The sequence below is a fragment of the Microbacterium sp. HD4P20 genome, assembly GCF_019449275.2.
Lineage (GTDB): Bacteria > Actinomycetota > Actinomycetes > Actinomycetales > Microbacteriaceae > Microbacterium.
This window is the reverse complement of the sequence record NZ_JAHZQZ020000021.1, coordinates 13,001-29,383: the sequence shown is the minus strand read 5'-3', so window position 1 is coordinate 29,383 and position 16,383 is coordinate 13,001. Positions and strand designations below refer to the sequence as shown.

The 16,383-nt window shown below is 68.9% G+C and carries 14 protein-coding genes; 3 read left to right on the top strand and 11 right to left on the bottom strand.

All coding sequences use genetic code 11. The features are described from left to right. The 5 genes from K0817_RS16565 to K0817_RS16545 form a co-directional block, all read right to left on the bottom strand. On the bottom strand, positions 1-1,865 hold a 1,865-nt coding region (locus K0817_RS16565), incomplete at its 3' end, for a choice-of-anchor G family protein (protein WP_219982771.1). A gap of 289 nt (positions 1,866-2,154) precedes the next feature. Then, positions 2,155-3,108: a type I pantothenate kinase gene (coaA, locus tag K0817_RS16560; protein ID WP_219982770.1), complete on the bottom strand. Its 954-nt coding sequence runs from the start codon at positions 3,106-3,108 to the stop codon at positions 2,155-2,157. Between the two features lie 49 nt (positions 3,109-3,157). Continuing rightward, positions 3,158-4,783: a tripartite tricarboxylate transporter permease gene (locus tag K0817_RS16555; RefSeq protein WP_219982769.1), complete on the bottom strand. Its 1,626-nt coding sequence runs from the start codon at positions 4,781-4,783 to the stop codon at positions 3,158-3,160. 16 nt (positions 4,784-4,799) lie between these two features. Beyond that, positions 4,800-5,381 (bottom strand): tripartite tricarboxylate transporter TctB family protein, encoded by a 582-nt coding sequence (locus K0817_RS16550; RefSeq protein ID WP_219982768.1) that lies wholly within the window; start codon positions 5,379-5,381, stop codon positions 4,800-4,802. Beyond that, positions 5,381-6,391, bottom strand: a complete 1,011-nt coding sequence (locus K0817_RS16545) for a tripartite tricarboxylate transporter substrate binding protein (RefSeq protein WP_219982767.1) — start codon at positions 6,389-6,391, stop codon at positions 5,381-5,383. Before K0817_RS16545 ends, K0817_RS16550 begins: the two co-directional genes overlap by 1 nt. 192 nt (positions 6,392-6,583) lie before the next feature. Between K0817_RS16545 and K0817_RS16540 the strand changes: the two genes are divergently transcribed. From K0817_RS16540 to K0817_RS16530, 3 genes are all read left to right on the top strand, one after another. Beyond that, positions 6,584-8,200, top strand: coding sequence for a sensor histidine kinase (locus tag K0817_RS16540; protein WP_219982805.1), 1,617 nt, complete (start codon positions 6,584-6,586; stop codon positions 8,198-8,200). Further along, positions 8,197-8,874, top strand: coding sequence for a response regulator (locus tag K0817_RS16535; protein WP_219982766.1), 678 nt, complete (start codon positions 8,197-8,199; stop codon positions 8,872-8,874). Before K0817_RS16540 ends, K0817_RS16535 begins: the two co-directional genes overlap by 4 nt. Positions 8,875-8,973: 99 nt before the next feature. Further along, on the top strand, positions 8,974-9,918 hold the full coding sequence (locus tag K0817_RS16530) for a Ppx/GppA phosphatase family protein (RefSeq protein WP_219982765.1): 945 nt from the start codon (positions 8,974-8,976) through the stop codon (positions 9,916-9,918). Positions 9,919-9,964: 46 nt separating this feature from the next. On the opposite strand, the gene K0817_RS16525 is transcribed toward K0817_RS16530, so the two are convergent. The 6 genes from K0817_RS16525 to K0817_RS16500 form a co-directional block, all read right to left on the bottom strand. Continuing rightward, positions 9,965-10,933 (bottom strand): family 43 glycosylhydrolase, encoded by a 969-nt coding sequence (locus K0817_RS16525; protein WP_219982764.1) that lies wholly within the window; start codon positions 10,931-10,933, stop codon positions 9,965-9,967. A gap of 89 nt (positions 10,934-11,022) precedes the next feature. Then, positions 11,023-11,958, bottom strand: a complete 936-nt coding sequence (locus K0817_RS16520; RefSeq protein ID WP_219982763.1) for a carbohydrate kinase — start codon at positions 11,956-11,958, stop codon at positions 11,023-11,025. Next, positions 11,955-12,908: a carbohydrate ABC transporter permease gene (locus K0817_RS16515; RefSeq protein ID WP_374209559.1), complete on the bottom strand. Its 954-nt coding sequence runs from the start codon at positions 12,906-12,908 to the stop codon at positions 11,955-11,957. The genes K0817_RS16520 and K0817_RS16515 overlap by 4 nt, the downstream gene beginning before the upstream one ends. Positions 12,909-12,911: 3 nt before the next feature. Further along, positions 12,912-13,853, bottom strand: a complete 942-nt coding sequence (locus K0817_RS16510) for a carbohydrate ABC transporter permease (RefSeq protein WP_219982762.1) — start codon at positions 13,851-13,853, stop codon at positions 12,912-12,914. A 59-nt stretch (positions 13,854-13,912) separates the two neighbouring features. Continuing rightward, on the bottom strand, positions 13,913-15,205 hold the full coding sequence (locus K0817_RS16505; protein ID WP_219982761.1) for an extracellular solute-binding protein: 1,293 nt from the start codon (positions 15,203-15,205) through the stop codon (positions 13,913-13,915). Positions 15,206-15,243: 38 nt separating this feature from the next. Beyond that, positions 15,244-16,332, bottom strand: a complete 1,089-nt coding sequence (locus K0817_RS16500; RefSeq protein ID WP_219982760.1) for a LacI family DNA-binding transcriptional regulator — start codon at positions 16,330-16,332, stop codon at positions 15,244-15,246. Positions 16,333-16,383 lie beyond the last annotated feature (51 nt).

Genomic DNA, 16,383 nt, shown 5'->3' with positions numbered 1-16,383 from the left:
GCATCGGTCGCGTCAGCATCGGTCGCGTCAGCATCGGTCGCGTCAGCGTCCGTCGCGTCAGCATCGGTCGCGTCAGCGTCCGTCGCGTCAGCATCGGTCGCGTCAGCATCGGTCGCGTCAGCATCGGTCGCGTCAGCATCCGTCGCATCCGTGATCACTGAGAAGGTCACCGTGTCGGTGCTGCCATCGACATCCTGAGTCGCGGTGGCCGTGTAGGTACCGACCGGCAGGCCCGGGAAGATGACCTCCCACTCGCCGTTCTCGTCGACCGTGGTGCTCTGCGTGGGCTGGCCGGGAATCGTGACGTCAATCGTCGATCCAGGCTCACCCGTACCGGACACCGGCACGTCGGCGGTCTCGGTGCCGCCGTCCGCGACGATCTCTTCGCCCTCAGTGGGCTCGAGGATCTCGACGGCGGCGGTGACGTTGACGTTCGGTCCGACGGTCGCGTTCGCGAGGTCGATCGTGACGGCGCTGAGCGTCGGGAGGATCGTCAACCGCAGTGCGGTCTCGGAGAAGACACCGCCCGAGGTCGACTGGTTGTTCACCGTGATGCTCGCCACGAGCGGCAGGATCGCGTCCAACGCCGGCAGGAGAAGGTCGTTCACCGGGTCCAGGACGACCTCGAGGGTGCCCGCGACCGAGTCGACGAGAGCCTGGAGCGGCGCGGCCAGGGCAGCGACGACGGCACCAACCCCACCCGGCAGGGTGAGGCCCAGGCCCAGCAGAGTGATCCCGGTCGTGTCTCCATCAAGGAGCGCGCCTACGGTCGTGTCGATGGTCAGCACCGTGAGACCAGCCACCGTCGCGCCGCCCGTGACCGAGAGACCCTCGATCGCCGCGACCACGGTGTCGATGGCCTCGTCGACGAGACCGTCGAGCAGGCCGAGGACAGATGCCTGGATCTCCAGGAGTGACGCTTCACTCAGGATCTGGGTGTTGGCCGGCTGATCGTTCAGCTCGTGGATCTCGTCGAGGTCGATCGTGACCGTGCCGTCACCCAGGTTAATGACGACGCCCGGGTACTCCGGGCTGGTCAGCGGGGTGGAGAGCAGATCCGAGATCGCGTCGGTGAGGCTGGTCGTCCCGATGGTGACGTCAGCCTCGACGAGGAGACCCAGCGGTCCCAGCAGGGTCTCCAGCGCCGAGTTCAGCAGTGCCTGAACTCCGTCGAGGTCTTCCTGCACGCCGCCGACTGCGCCATTGAGCGCCGCAGCCAGGCCGGCGACCGTGGGGCTCTCGAAGCTCAGCACGCCGCCGGCGATCTCGTAGTCGCCCACGGCGGCGGCCGGGGCGTTCTGGGAGGCGCTCGCGCTCATGACGCCGAGCGTCAGGTCGAGCTGTGCGATTTCGGCAACGAGGTCTGCCCCGACAGTGCCCGTGAGCGACGAGACGACGTCGTCGAGGCTCACGCTGAGCGGGCCGGGTGCGACACCGGGCAGCGGCGTCACACCGGTGCCGATCGCGCCGCCCTCACCGACTAGGCCGGAAGCACCGACCGAGTCGCCGTTGGGGCCCGCACTGGCGTATTGACCGACGACGCCGGCTTCGGCCGTGTCGATCGGAAGCTGGATGCCGCCGGGCAGCTCCACGTTGAGCAGCGACACCAGCTCGAGGTCGAGGGTGTTCGACTCGACGACCGTCGGTGGCGTGCCGTCGTTCGACGCCTGCACTCCTTCGATCTGAACGAGCGTGTCCGCGTCGAGGAGTTCGAGGATCGAACCGCCGAGGAATGTTCCCGACGCGTTCGACGAGTCGCCGGGACCGGCGTGCGCCGCCGTGACCCCGCCGAAGAGAGCGAGGGCGGTTGCGGTGGTGGCCGCTCCTACTCGTAGAACCGCGCTCTTTCGATCTTTGAACCGCAATCGTCTCCGCACTTGTGCGACATCGCGTTCACGTTGCAAAGCAAACCCCCAAGGCACTTGGTTATCGAGTTGTGTCGCGCCACCGCAGGCGGCGACGACGAGCCGGCGCAGGCCGACTTGCTCAAACTAGCGCAGACCTGTCAGGTGGCCGCAAGCATTCCGTGAAGATTTCATGGAATTGCCCCTGATCAGCCTCAAACAGTGGACAAGCGCCGACAAGGGGTCTAACCTCGGCGCCCGCGCCCGCCGATCGGAAAGCGGATGCCGGCTCGCAGCATCCCGGTCCGCATCAGAGCTTGCGCAGCAGGACGGACTCGACGGTATGGTCGGCGGCCTTCTGCAGCACCAGGTTCGCGCGGTGCCGCGTGGGCTGCACGTTCTCTTCGAGGTTCGGCAGGTTGATGGTGTTCCAGAAGTGCAGCGCCCGTTCGACGGCCTCTTCGTCGCTGAGCTGCGCGAAGACGTTGAAGAACGAGTTCGGGTTGCTGAACGCCGCGCGCCGCAGCGCCAGGAAGCGGTCGACATACCACTGGGTGATGTGCGCCGGCGCGGCGTCGACGAAGATCGAGAAGTCGAACAGGTCGCTCACGGCGACGTCGTTCGGCGTCGGCGGCGGCTGCAGCACGTTCAGCCCTTCGACGATCACGACATCGGGCCGGCGCACGGTGACGACGGCGTCGGGCACGATGTCGTACCGCATGTGCGAGTAGAACGGCGCGCGCACCTCGGGGGCGCCACTCTTGACCTCGGTGAGGAACGACACCAGCGCGCGGCGATCGTACGACTCGGGGAATCCCTTTCGCTCCATGAGTCCGCGCCGTTCGAGCTCGGCATTGGGGTACAGGAAGCCGTCGGTGGTCACCAGCTCGACGCGGGGCGTTCCCGGCCACCGGCTGGTGAGCTCGCGCAGCAGCCGCGCGATCGTCGACTTGCCGACCGCGACCGATCCTGCGACGCCCACGATGAACGGCGTCGTCGAATCGGACTCGCCGAGGAAGTCGGCGGTCTCGGCGCCCAGTCGCTTCGTCGCCTCGGCGTACAGCGACAGCAGGCGCGACAGCGGGGCATACACCTGTGCGACCTCGGCGATGTCGAGCCGGTCGCCGAGTCCGCGGATCTGCACGATCTCGGTCTCGCTCAGGGGCTGCGCCATGCCTGAGGCCATCCGCGCCCACTCGGCGCGATCGATCTCGCGGTAGAGCGAGTGCACAGGGGCCACGGTGGTCGCTTCGTCGACGGACATCCCGCTCATCGTATCGGGTGACGGATGCCGCAACCGCGGCCGCGACGTTTCAGGTCGACGACGGCCCCTGCGTGTCGTGACGGCCCAGGCGGCGCTGCGCTTCGTGACCGGCCGCGAGGTCGGCCGTCTCGGCGGCCGCCTGCACCGCGATCTCGGAGGTGAGCGCCTGCTCCAGCGCCGCCTCGTACCGCCGGCGTCGCTGCTTCAGCCACAGGCCGCCGACGATCAGCAGCGCCAGCACGATGTACGCCGTTGCCGCGAAGGGGTGCAGGAACAGCGATCCGACGTCGCCCTGGCTCTGCTGCAGCGCCTTGCGCAGGTACTCCTCCCCCATCGGTCCGAGAATCATGCCGACCACGAGCGGTGCGATCGGGTAGCCGTACCGTCGCATGAAGAAGCCGAGGAGGCCGACGACGAGCAGGATGAAGATGTCGACGGTCTGGAAGTTCACGGCGTAGGCGCCGAGGGCTGCGAACGTCATGATGCCGGCGTACAGGTACGGCCGCGGAATTCGCAGCACGCGCGCCCACATGCCCACCAGCGGCAGGTTGAGCACGACCAGCATGACGTTTCCGATGTAGAGGCTCGCGATCAGCGCCCACACCAGCTGCGGCTGGCTCTCGAAGAGCCGCGGCCCGGGCTGGATGCCGTACGACTGGAACGCGGTGAGGATGATCGCCGCCGTCGCGGTGGTCGGAAGGCCCAGCGTCAGCAGCGGCACGAGCACGCCCGCCGCGGCGGCGTTGTTCGCCGACTCGGGGCCTGCGACGCCCTCGATCGCTCCATGGCCGAACTCATTCTTGTGCTTCGAGAGTTTCTTCTCGGCCGCGTATGAGAGGAACGTGGCGACGTCGGCGCCACCGGCGGGGATCGTGCCGATCGGGAATCCGATGGCGGTGCCCCGCAGCCACGGCGCCCACGAGCGACGCCAGTCGTTGCGCTTCATCGAGTGGCGCCACGACCCGCCGACCGGGATGACGGGGATCGCGCCGTGCCGCAGCCGCGCGGCCACGTAGATCGTCTCGCCCACGGCGAAGAGGCCGACGGCCACGAGCACCACGTCGATGCCGTCCGCCAGCGGCAGCAGCCCCAGCGTGTATCGCGCCTGGCCCGAGAGCAGGTCGGTGCCGATGAGGCCGATGAACAGCCCGATGCCGAGCGACGACATGCCGCGTGCGACCGACGAGCCCAGCAGCGCGCCGACCGTGACGAACGCCACGACGATCAGGGCCACGTAGTCGGCGGGACCGAGGCTCACGGCGAACTGCGCCAGCACCGGCGCCAGCAGCGTCAGGCCGATGGTGGCGATCGTGCCGGCGATGAACGAACCGATGGCGGCGGTCGCGAGCGCGGTCGCGGCCCGGCCGAGCCGTGCCATCTTGTTGCCTTCGATGGCCGTGATGATGGATGCCGACTCGCCGGGAGTGTTGAGCAGGATCGAGGTCGTCGAACCGCCGTACATCCCGCCGTAGTAGATGCCGGCGAAGGTGATGAGGGCGGCGGTCGGATCGAGCGTGTAGGTGAGCGGCAGGAGCAGCGCGACCGTCATGGCGGGGCCGATGCCGGGCAGCACGCCGACCGCGGTGCCGACGAGGACGCCGAGGAATGCGAAGAGGAGGTACTGCGGCTGGAAGGCCGTCGCGAACCCCTCGAGCAGGAGGCTGATGTTGTCCATGGGTTTCTCCGATGCCTCAGATGAGGGGAGCGAGCCAGCCGAGCACGGGGCCGAGCGGCAGTGAGAGGCCGAGCAGTTCGCCGAAGAGGATCTGCACCAGCACGCCGACGATGAATCCGACCACGAAGCCGAGCCACCAGCGCTTGGTGCCGAGAGCCCAGGCGGTACCGCCGAACAGCAGCGTCGCCGCGAGCGCCCAGCCGATGTACTCGAGCAGAAGGAGGTGCGCCATCAGCAGCGCGAGGATGATGGCGATGGTGCGCCAGTCCGTCCGGGCGTTGGGGTCGGTGTCTTCGGACTCCTCGGGAGTGCCGAGGTGTCCGCGCAGGACGCTGATGAGCACCGCCACGCCCGCCGCCAGCAGGATGATCGAGACGAAGACGGGAAAGAGGGTCGGCCCGACACGGGCCCCCGCAGGCACCCGGATGCTGAAGACCCCGACCAGGGCGAAGACGCCCAGGCCGATCACCAGCATCGCGAACACCAGCTCGCCCACCCGGCGCTGGGCGCGGGTCGGCGCCGCGGTGGGCGACGGTTTCGTGAGGGGAGGCGAGCCCCCTTCCGTTCCGGAAGGGAGCCCGCCAGAGGGGGCGTTCATCATTCCACGAGCCCGATGCTTTGGAGCGTCTCGCCGACCGACGTGACATTCTCGGCGAGGAACGCGTCGAATTCGTCTCCGGCGAGGAACGCGTCGGCCCAGGCGTTCTCTTCGAGGACCGTCTGCCACTCCCCGCTGTCGTGCATCTCGGTGACGAGGTCGGTGAGCGCGTCGGCCTCGGCATCGGTGATGCCGCCGGGGGCGAGCACTCCGCGCCAATTGGTCAGCACGACGTCGACGCCTTCGTCCACGATGGTGGGCACGTCCGGCAGCAGCTCGGAAGGCTCTTCCGAGCTGACGCCGAGGGCGCGCATCGAACCGTCCTTGACGAACTCGGAGAACTCGGCGACGCCCGAGATGCCCGCGTCCGCGTTGCCGCCCAGGAGCATCGTCACCGCCTCGCCGCCGCCCGCGTTGGGCACGTAGTTGAGCTTCTCGACGATCTCGCCCGAGTCCATGCCGGCCTCGGCCAGCAGCAGGCCCGCGAGAATGTGGTCGGCGCCGCCCGCCGAGCCTCCGGTGATGACGACGGACTGACCTTGATCGTCCACGGCGCTGAGCAGATCGTCGAGGGTCTCGTACGGCGAATTCTCGGGTACCACGACGACGAGGGGCTCTTCGGTGAGTCGGGCGATGGGCGTCGTGTCTTCGATGCGGGTCGCGGCCTGGTTCGTCTCGACGGCGCCGACCATGACCAAGCCCGTGATCATGAGCGAGTACGGGTCGCGCTCGTTGGCGAACGACGCCAGCCCGACCGTGCCGCCGGCGCCGCCGATGTTGGTGACGGGTGCGGCCGAGACGAGCTCTTCGCCCACGAGCACGCCGCTGATGGCGCGGCCGGTCTGGTCCCAGCCGCCGCCGGGGTCGGCCGGCACCACGATGCCGACCTCGTCGATGGGCGCCGCCTCATCGTCGTCTGCTGTGCCGCCGCCGTTGCCACCGGGCGATGTGCAGCCGGCGAGCGCCAGGACTCCGACGGTGATGATCGCGGGGATCGCGAATCTGCGCATTCCACTCCTCCTCGAGTGCGTGTGGAGCGGCTTCGCCCCACGAGCTGTGTGGGACCCGACGCTAGGGCCGCGAGGGGCGCGGAAAGGGTTGCGTAACTATTGCGGAGGTTCCGTAACTATTGGTCGCGGATGGGGGATGCTGCCGCCCGTCGTCGCCCGCAACGCACGACCTACACTTGCTGCGTGACGCCGATGTCGCTGCGAGTCCAGCTGCTGCTTCTGCAGGCGGTGATCGTGTGCCTGGCCACGCTCATCACCGGCGTCATCGCGGCGACGCTCCAGGAGCGCGCACTGCGCGAGGCCTACAAGGACCGCATGTACGCGGTGGCGCTGTCGGTGGCGCGGCTGCCCGTGATCGTCGACGCGCTCGACGACGCCGATCCCGCAGCGTCGGTGCAGCCGGTCGCAGAGATCATCCGCGAGGCATCCGACCTGACGTATGTGGTGGTGACGGATGCCGACGGCATCCGTCTCTCGCACCCCAATCCCGATCTCATCGGCGATCCCGTCTCGACCGACCCGTCGGTGCCGCTCTCCGGAGTCGTGTACGAGGGGACGCAGGAGGGAACGCTCGGAGTTTCGTGGCGGGTCAAGGTGCCGATCTTCGACGGCGATGGGACCGAAGAGGAGGCGGAGGTCATCGGCACGGTGTCGGTGGGCATCCTCGAGTCCGAGCTCAGCGCCGACTTCCTCTCGCAGGTGCCGTGGCTGCTCGCCGCGATGGGCGCGTCGGCGGTGATCGGCGTCTTCGGCGCGGCGTGGGTCACCTCGGTGGTGCGAAAGCGCATCTTCCGCCTCGAGCCGGGCGAGATCGCGTCGCTCGTGGAGCAGAACGAGACCATGCTGCACCGCATCGGCGAGGGAATCATCACCGTCGACGAGCACGGCGTGATCACGGTGGCCAACGATGCGGCCGAGCGGCTGCTGGGCGACGACGACCTCGTCGGCCGCCGCGCGTCGGAGGCTCTCGAGCCGGCGGTCGCCGACGTGCTGCGCCGCGGCGAGCCCGACGGCGCGCTCGTGCTCGTCGGCGAGCGGGTGCTCATCGCCCGCAGCACGGGCACGACGGTGGATGACGCACCCGCGGCGGCGACCCTGCTGCTGCGCGATCACACCGAGCTGCATCAAGCGCTGCGGGAGATGGACGGCGCCCAGTCGCTCACCGACGGCCTGCGCGCGCAGGCGCACGAGTTCGCCAACAAGATGCACGTCCTGGCCGGTCTGCTCGAGCTCGGCCTGGTGGATGAGGCGCGTGAGTTCATCACCGGCACGACGCCGGGCGGCAGCATGGGCGACGGTGAGCCGCGTCCGATCCTCGGGCAGTTCGAGCTGTCGGCCCTCCTCGCCGTCAAGCGGGCTCAAGCCCGCGAGCTCGGGATCGCTCTCGAGGTGCGTCGTGACACCGGCGACCCGCCGCCGCTGCCGGACGACTTCGGCCACGACCTCGTCACGATCGTCGGCAACCTCGTCGACAACGCGCTGGAGGCGTGCGGTCTCGGCGATCGCGTTGAGGTGGCCGCCTCGACGAGCGGGTCTGAGATCGTGCTCACGGTGGACGACAGCGGTCCCGGCATCCCTTCCGATCAGCGCGCGCGCGTGTTCGTCGAAGGGGTCAGCTCGAAGGCGCTCGAGGGGGCGACCGGGCCGCACCGGCGCGGGATCGGGCTGGCGCTCGTGCGGCGCGTGGTGCGCCGACGTCGCGGCGACGTGGCACTGGACGACTCGCCGCTGGGCGGCGCGCGATTCACGGTGCGGCTGCCGCTGGAGCCTGCCGCCACCACGCCGCGCTCGGCGACGGTGACGGCATGAGCCCTTCGATCCGGGTGGTCGTGGTCGACGACGAACCGGCGGTGGCGCGACTGCACACGCGCTTCATGTCGTCGTACGAGGGATGCGAGGTCGTCGCGATCGCCGGCACGGGCGCCGAGGCGATCGCCGCCATCCAGGAGCTCGAGCCCGACCTGGTGCTGCTGGACCTGTACCTGCCCGGGATGTCGGGACTCGATGTGCTGCGCGCCGTCCGTGCCGGCTCGCAGCGCCAGCCCGAGATCATCGCCCTCACCGCCGCCCGCGATTTCGACAGCGTGCGCGTCGCGCGCCTGGCGGGAGTGCGGCACTACCTCGTCAAGCCGTTCTCGGCGCGGGACCTGTATGCGCGCGTGGATGCGATCGCGCGCGAGCTGGCGGCGCGCCCGGCGGGAACACTGCGACAGGAAGACATCGACTCGTTCATCGGGGGCGCGACGGCGGCGCCGCCCCTTCCCAAGGGGCTCAGCGTCGAGACCCTGGATGCCGTGCGCCGTGCGATCGACGAATCTCCGTGGTCGACCGCGACCGAGGTAGGTGACCGCATCGGCATCTCGCGCGTGACGAGTCGTCGCTATCTCGAGCATCTGGCCCACACCGGTGCCGTCGTCCGCCGGCTCGACTACGCCACCGCCGGGCGTCCGAGCGCCCAGTACGCCCCGGCGCCCCGTCCCTGACCCCGCGCCGCTCGCCGAGCGGTCGCGAACGGCCGCTCGGAGCAGCGGTGAGCGGCCCTTTGCGCCGGCTCGAGTCAGGCGGCCCGCTACGCTGAGCCCGTGCGCCTGGGAGTTCTCGACATCGGGTCGAACACCGTCCATCTGCTCGTCGCCGACGTCCGACCCGGGGGTCGGCCCCTCGCCGGCACGAGCCGGCGCACGGTGCTGCGGCTGATGCGCTACCTCGACGCCGATGGCGCGATCACCGAGGAAGGTGTCACGGCGCTCGAGTCGGCTGTCGCCGAGGCGCGCGCCCACGCGACGGCCGAGCACGTCGATGAGCTCCTCGCGACGGCGACGAGCGCCGTGCGCGAGGCCGCCAACGGCGCCGACGTGATCGCCCGCATCGAGGCCGCGCTGGGCCAGCCGCTGCAGGTGCTGGGCGGTGAGACCGAAGCCCGCTACACCTTCCTCGCCGTGCGCCGCTGGTTCGGCTGGTCGGCCGGCCAGATCCTGCTGTTCGACATCGGCGGTGGCTCACTCGAGCTCGCTGCTGGAGCTGACGAGCTTCCGGATGCCGCGGCATCCGTCCCCCTCGGAGCCGGACGCATGACGATCCAGTTCCTCCCGCAGGATCCGCCGGGCGAGGATGCCGTCGAGCGCCTGCGCGCGCATGCCCGGGCCACTCTCGCACCCGTCGCCGAGGCGTTCGGGTCGCTGCCCCGGCCGGATCACGTGGTCGGTTCGTCGAAGGCCATCCGCTCACTGGCGAAGCTCGCCGGCTACCCCGTGCCGGGCTGGTCGGGGATCGAGCGGATGGTGCTGCCCCGCCGCGAGCTGAAGGCGTGGATCCCGCGCCTTGCGCGGATACCCGCCGAGACTCGGCAGGAGCTTCCGGGGATCACGGCCGACCGCACCTTTCAGATCGTCGCGGGTGCCGTGGTGCTGCACGAGGCCATGAAGGCGATGGATGTCGAAGAGCTCGAGGTGTCGCCGTGGGCGCTGCGAGAGGGTGTGCTGCTGCGCTACATCGAGTCGCTCAACTGGAGCGCACCCGCTGCTTAGGCGGACCGCCCGCGCGAGCAACGGACGGCCTGCGGAGCGTGCCGGGCTAGCTGACGGCGGCGCGGGTCTCATCGCGGACGACGAGGCGGTCGCCGTCCCACCCGACCGGCATCGGGTCGGTGATGCCGCCGATGAACTTCCCGTCCGCGTCGAGATTGCGGAAGGCGAAGAGCAGCCACTGGCCGTCCGAGCGACGCTGCAGCAGTCTTCCGACGTAGAGACGCTCGTCGGTGAGCGGGTAGGCGGCATCCACGTCGAACGGGCCGAGCAGGCTCTCGGCCGGCACTGCCCACGTTCCCCCGGACTGAGACTGGCGGGCAACGGTGGCGTGATCGCCGAGGCACGAGAAGATCAGCACCGGGCGCCCATCGACGACTTCGACCTGCACGACCTCGAGCTGGCCGAATCCTTCAGGACTGGGTGCGGTGAGGGGTTCGCGCAGCTCCCACGTCCTGAGGTCGGACGACCACGCGTGGCCGATCACGCCGCGCCCGGCGACCGGGCCCCGTGGCGCGCGAGCGGTGATGAGCATGTGCCAGCCGTCGCCCTCCGGGTCGGCGAAGACCCACGGGTCGCGGAAGGCCTCGTCGTGCCAGGCACCGCTGTCGAGCGTCTCGTACCAGGGTCCGCGCGCTTCCAGCACAGGACCGCCCGCCTTGATCCAGTGCTCGCCGTCGGCGGACGTGGCGTAGCCGATGCGCTGGATGTTCTTGTCCTCGGGCGCGGCGGTCGCCCCCGTATAGAACAGGAACCACGTGCCATCGGGGTGCCGCACGACCGAGCCGGTCCAGGTCGCGAGGTCGTCGAACGCCGGGGCATCGCTGCGCACGAGCGCGTCGGCGACCTGCGTCCACTCGACGAGGTCGGTCGACACGGCGTGCCCGATCGAGGCGCGGTAGTGACGTGCGTCGGGGTCGTGCAGCGCGCGGGAGGCGTAGAGGAAGTAGAGGTGGTACCGCTCGCCGTCGTCGGCGAACCAGTAGTCCCACACCCAAGAGCCGGGGAGGTCGAACATCGTGTGATCCTTCGTGTCTTCGGCGTGGCGCCGGTCGTTGCGCGCCGACCGGTGGGTCGGAGCGAGGGTGGGCTGCCCGCAGCGCGCGGTCAGGCGACGAGGGCGGTGAGCTCGGCGAGTCGGGGCGGGTCGGCTCCTGGTCGCGACACCGTGATCGCGGCCGCCTGGGCCGCACGCCGCAGGATCTCTTCGAGCGCCTCGGGACGGATGCCATGACCCGGTCTGCGCACCGCCGCACCTGCGCCGCCGTGCGCGGCGAGTCCGTCGATGAGCGCACCCATGAAGGTGTCGCCGGCGCCCACGGTGTCGACCACGGTGCTGCGCACGGCCGGGATGCGGATCCGGGAGTCGGCGGTCACCGCGACCGCGCCGTCTGCGCCGAGGGTGACGACGACGAGCACGGGGCCGAGCGCCTGCCACTCCCGCGCCACGTCGTGAATATCCCGGCCGGGGTGCAACCAGCTGAGGTCGTCGTCACTGGCCTTGACCACGTCGGCGAGCGCGACGAGCTCGGCTACCCGGGCGCGTACCGTCTCGGGGTCGTCGATCAGGGCCGGGCGGATATTGGGATCGAAGGTGATCGTCGCGTGCTCGCGCGCGGCCCGGACGAGCCCCGCGACGCGGGACGCGCCAGGATCGAGGACCGCCGCGACGGAGCCGACGTGGACGAGGTCGGCCGTTGCGACGACGCTGCTCGCGCAGTCGTCGAGATCCCAGTCGAGGTCGAACTCGTACCGGGCGGCTCCCTGGGCGTCGAGGTGCGCGATCGCCGTGGACGTGCGTCGCGCATCGACGACGGCGGCGGAGACACCGGAGTGCTCGAGCCATCTGCGAATGCGCCGCCCGCGATCGTCGTCGCCGAGTCGGGTCACGAGTGTCGGCGTTCGTCCGAGACGGCCGAGTGTCAGTGCGACGTTGGCGGGGCTGCCGCCGGGTGCCTCGTCGACGTCCCCCGAGGTGCGGTGCACGACATCCATGAGCGCTTCGCCGATCACCACGACGCGCGCGCCCTCGTTCCCGATCATCCTTTGACTCCGCTCGCGGCGATGCTGCTGACGAACGCGCGCTGGAAGATCAGGAACACGATGAGCACGGGCAGGGTGATCAGGGAGGTGTACGCCATGACCTCTCCCCAGGCGGTGTTGAGCTGGAAGAAGTACTGCATCCCCACCATGACCGGGCGCAGCTCTTCCTTCTGCACGACCATGAGCGGCCACAGGTACTGATTCCACGCCGGCAGGAAGGTCAGGATCGCGACGGTCGCGAATGCCGGACCGGAGAGCGGCACGAGAATGCGGCGGTAGATCGTGAACCAGCTCGCGCCGTCGATCCGCGCCGCCTCATCGAGCGACTTGGGGATCGTCGAGAAGTACTGCGTGAACAGGAAGATCGAGAACGCGTTCGCGATGAACGGCACGATCTGGACCTCGTACGTGTTCAGCCAGCCGAAGTCGTACTTCACCATCCCGCCCTCGATCACGAGGGTCGGCAGCTGGGCCACCCAGTAGACCATCGGAACGGCGATCGTCTCGAACGGCACGATCAGCGTGGCGATGACGACCGCAAGCACGACGAAGCGGCCCCTCCACTGCAGCCTCGACAGGGCGAAGCCGGCCATCGAGTTCACGACGAGCCCGAGCCCGACCGTCAGGACCGTCACGAGCACCGAGTTGAACAGGAACTGCGCGACGGGCACGCGGTCGAAGACACCGAAGTAGTTATCGAGGCTGATGTCGCCGACCGGCAGGAACGCCATCGGCGAATCGATGTCCTGCAGAATCTGGGCATCCGGCTTGAGGCTCGAGACGAACATGAACACGAGCGGGAACAGGAAGACGAGCCCGAACAGCGACATCGCGATGTACAGGAGCACCTTCCCGCGTCGGCGATGCGATTTCGCACTCGCTTCGACGACTCGACGCTCGGAACGGCGCGGAGTCGCCGAGCCCGTGGTGAGGGTTTCTGTGGCGGTCATGGCTCAGTCCTTCTCTCGCGTGAGGCGACGCTGGATCAGCGCGATGATCAGCACTGCCACGAAGAAGATGAGCGAGATCGCGGCGGCGTAGCCGATCTCCTGCTGCTCGTATCCCTTTCTCACGGCGTAGTACACGATCGTCGACGTCGAGTTGAGGGGACCGCCCTGCGTCATGACATCGATTTGGACGAACAGTCCGAGCGCCGCGATGGTGATCGTGACGAGAACGAAGACCATCGTCGGCCGCAGACCCGGCCAGGTGACGTTGGTGAACTGTCGCCACGGGCTCGCGCCGTCCATTTTGGCGGCCTCGTAAAGCTCTTCGGGAATGGTCTGGAGACCCGAGAGCCAGATGATCATGTGGAAGCCGACGGCTTGCCAGATCGACAGGACGATGATCGCGCCGAGGGCGGTCTGCGGATCATTGAGCCAGTCCACGCCCGACCACGCGCCGAAGGTGAGCGCATCGATCATCGAGTTGATCAGCCCGTCCTTCTGATACATGAACTTCCACAGGATCGACACGACGACGATCGACGTGACGACCGGGATGAAGAAGATCACGCGGAAGGCGGTGACTCCCCGCATGCGGCGGTTCACGAGCACCGCGAGCAGCAGGCCGAGGGCGGCCTGCACGGGAACCACGACGAGCGCGAAGAGGGCGGTGTTGCCGACCGACTGCACGAACACCGGATCAGCCGCGAAGGCGCGGATGAAGTTGTCGAACCCGACGAAACGCGGCGGGTTGGGCGAGATGAGCCGCGCGTTGGTGAACGACAGCGTGAAGGCGAGGATCACGGGGACGATGAGGAACAGGACCAGGAGGATGCCCGCGGGGGCGATCATTCCGAGCCCGGCCCAGGTCTCTCGTCCCTTGATGGAGCGGAATCGACGGACGGTGCGGCGCGGCTGCTCAGCGGCGACCGTCGGCGGTGTGACAGTCATGTCAGATCTCTCTGTCGGTGCGCCGGCGGGGGCGAGATGCCCGCGCCGGCGCAGCGGCTTCACTCGAAGCCGTAGCCGTCGTTCGAGGCGATGTTGGCGTCGATCTCGGAGACGGCTCGATCAAGGGTCTCCTGGACGTCGGCGCCGTTCATGATGTCTTTCGCGGCGGTCTCGAAGGTGCTCGAGATGACTGCGTACGCGGGGGTCTCCGGGCGCAGCACGGCGTACTCCTGCGAGAGCTCGACGAAGGCCCGCAGTGCGCCGTCCGCCCCGAAGTACTCCGAGGCTTCGGCCGCCGCCTCGGTCGCGGGGATCACGACCTGCTTGTCGGCGAACTCGGTGATGTACTCGTCCTGGAAGCTGAACTCCAGATAGTCGCGCGCTCCGTCGGCGTCGTTGCAGTTCGACGAGATCGCCCACTGCCACGATCCGCCACCGATCTTCGGTCCGGTTCCGAGGTCCGGCGGGGGCAGGATCAGCAGGTCGTCGCCCACCGCGTCGAGTGCCGAGACCGCGTTCCACACGCCGGTGTAGCTGAGGGCGACCTCGTCGTCGACGAACTCCTGGTTTCCGACGGTGCCGGCGTTGCCCGCATAGCCGTCGGCGAACAATCCGCCGAACCACTCACCCCACGCCACGGCCTCCGGTCCGTTGAGCACGCCGTCGGCGCTGAGCATGGTGGAACGGTCGATCAGGTCTGCCCCGAAGCTCTGCAGGAACGGCGAGTACGCGTATGGCCACCACTCGCCGGTGTCTTCGGCGCCGATGTCGATGGGAGTCTCGTATCCGGCCGCCTTCAGGGTCGCGAGCACCTCGGTGAACTCGTTCGCGGTCCAGGGCTCCTCGACGGTCGGAATCCGGATGCCGTTGGCCGTGAGCACGGACTCGCGCGCGAAGATCGACAGCGCGGCATCCCAGTACCCAGCAGAGTAGATCTCGTCGTCCCACACGCCGACCGCTGTCGGAAGCAGCGAGTCGGTGAGCTCGGCCGGCAGGTCGAGCGGCTGAAGGTAGCCTGCCCAGGCCCAGTTCGGCATGATCGGGCCGTCGAGATCGAGAAGGCAGGGCAGATCGCCGGATGCCGCGGCCGCGACGATCGCGTCGTTGTAGGCGCCCTGGGGGAAAGACTCGTGAACGACCTCGTACTGCTCCTGCGAGTCGTTGAAGTCCGAGATGATCCGCTCGTAGACCTCCAGCTCGGCCGGGTTGCCGGCGGAGTGGGTCCACATCGTCAGCTGCGTCCGACCGTCCTCGGTCGTCCCGCCGCCCTGTCCGGCCTGTCCGCAGCCGGTCAGGGCGAGCGCCCCGATCAGCCCGGCCGATGCGAAGATCGACGCCTTTCGGTTCTTCATTGTGGTTTCCTTTTCTTGGTGATCCACGCCCGCGTGGGTCATCGATCGGAGGCCGCAGGCTGCGGCCGTTCGGTGTTGTGTGAAGCCCGTCGCCGGTTCGGTTTGGCGACTTGCGCCGGCGGCGGGCCCACGGAGTCTCGTCGGATGACGGGACACTCCATCAGGTGCGTGGCGTCCTCATCCCCTTCTGCGCGGACGCCGAGCGCGACCTCCATCGCCCAGCGCCCCATGTCGTAGTGGGGCAGCGCGATGGTGGTCAGTGGGGGGTCTTGCTCCGCGGCGACCAGCTGCTGATCGTCGTAGCCGACGACCGAGAGGTCTCGGGGAATCTCGAGAGCGCGGTGGTGGGCCGCGGTGTACACGCCGACGGCCATGCGGTCGTTGAAGCAGAAGATCGCGGTCGGACGCTGCTCTTCGGGCAGGTCGAGCAGCTGTTCGGCGGCGGCGCGTCCACCGCGGGCGGTCGTCTCCCCGTGCACGTGGAGCGCCGGATCGATGGGGATTCCCGCGTCGGTGAGTACTTCGACATAGCCCTGACGGCGCAGCTCCGAGGCGATCGGCGCATCGTCGGTGTCGAGATAGGCGATGCGTCGGTGGCCGGCGGCGACCAGTTCGCGCACGGCGGCCGCGCCGCCGGCGCGATCGTCGGGGACGACGGATCGAAATCCGCCGTTGGCGGGCCGGCAGTCGAGGAAGACGGTCCCAGCCGGCAAGTCTGCCGGGGCGGGAACCACCTGGTGCCACATGCACGCGTAGATGAGGGCGTCGACCTGTTGTGCCACGAGAGCGCGGATCGCATCGGCTTCGATCGCGCGGTCACGGCCGGTGTCGATCAAGAAGACCAGGTAGCCGCTCTCGCGCGCGGCATCCTGTGCTCCCGCCAGCATGTCGCCTGCGAAGGGCGTCGTCGCGATCTCGTCGGAGATGAGGCCGACGGTACGAGTCTGCTGCGTGCGCAGACCTCGGGCGACCGAACTCGGCGCGTAACCGATCGCGCGCGCGGCCGCGCGGACGCGCTCCCGCGTCTCTTCCGAGATGCGGGACTCGACATCGTTCATGACGAGCGAGACCGTCGTCACCGACACGCCCGCCGCGGCGGCCACATCGGAGATACGCGCCCGTGCCATTTCGTCACTTCCTTGTGATAAATCGATTTATCGAACTGGCAAGATTATGAA

Coding starts and splice junctions, on each gene's coding strand:
- coaA (WP_219982770.1), bottom strand. CDS start 3,108: ATGTCCGTCGACGAAGCGACCACCGTGGCCCCTGTGCACTCGCTCTAC.
- K0817_RS16555 (WP_219982769.1), bottom strand. CDS start 4,783: ATGGACAACATCAGCCTCCTGCTCGAGGGGTTCGCGACGGCCTTCCAG.
- K0817_RS16550 (WP_219982768.1), bottom strand. CDS start 5,381: ATGAACGCCCCCTCTGGCGGGCTCCCTTCCGGAACGGAAGGGGGCTCG.
- K0817_RS16545 (WP_219982767.1), bottom strand. CDS start 6,391: ATGCGCAGATTCGCGATCCCCGCGATCATCACCGTCGGAGTCCTGGCG.
- K0817_RS16540 (WP_219982805.1), top strand. CDS start 6,584: ATGTCGCTGCGAGTCCAGCTGCTGCTTCTGCAGGCGGTGATCGTGTGC.
- K0817_RS16535 (WP_219982766.1), top strand. CDS start 8,197: ATGAGCCCTTCGATCCGGGTGGTCGTGGTCGACGACGAACCGGCGGTG.
- K0817_RS16525 (WP_219982764.1), bottom strand. CDS start 10,933: ATGTTCGACCTCCCCGGCTCTTGGGTGTGGGACTACTGGTTCGCCGAC.
- K0817_RS16520 (WP_219982763.1), bottom strand. CDS start 11,958: ATGATCGGGAACGAGGGCGCGCGCGTCGTGGTGATCGGCGAAGCGCTC.
- K0817_RS16515 (WP_374209559.1), bottom strand. CDS start 12,908: ATGACCGCCACAGAAACCCTCACCACGGGCTCGGCGACTCCGCGCCGT.
- K0817_RS16510 (WP_219982762.1), bottom strand. CDS start 13,853: ATGACTGTCACACCGCCGACGGTCGCCGCTGAGCAGCCGCGCCGCACC.
- K0817_RS16505 (WP_219982761.1), bottom strand. CDS start 15,205: ATGAAGAACCGAAAGGCGTCGATCTTCGCATCGGCCGGGCTGATCGGG.
- K0817_RS16500 (WP_219982760.1), bottom strand. CDS start 16,332: ATGGCACGGGCGCGTATCTCCGATGTGGCCGCCGCGGCGGGCGTGTCG.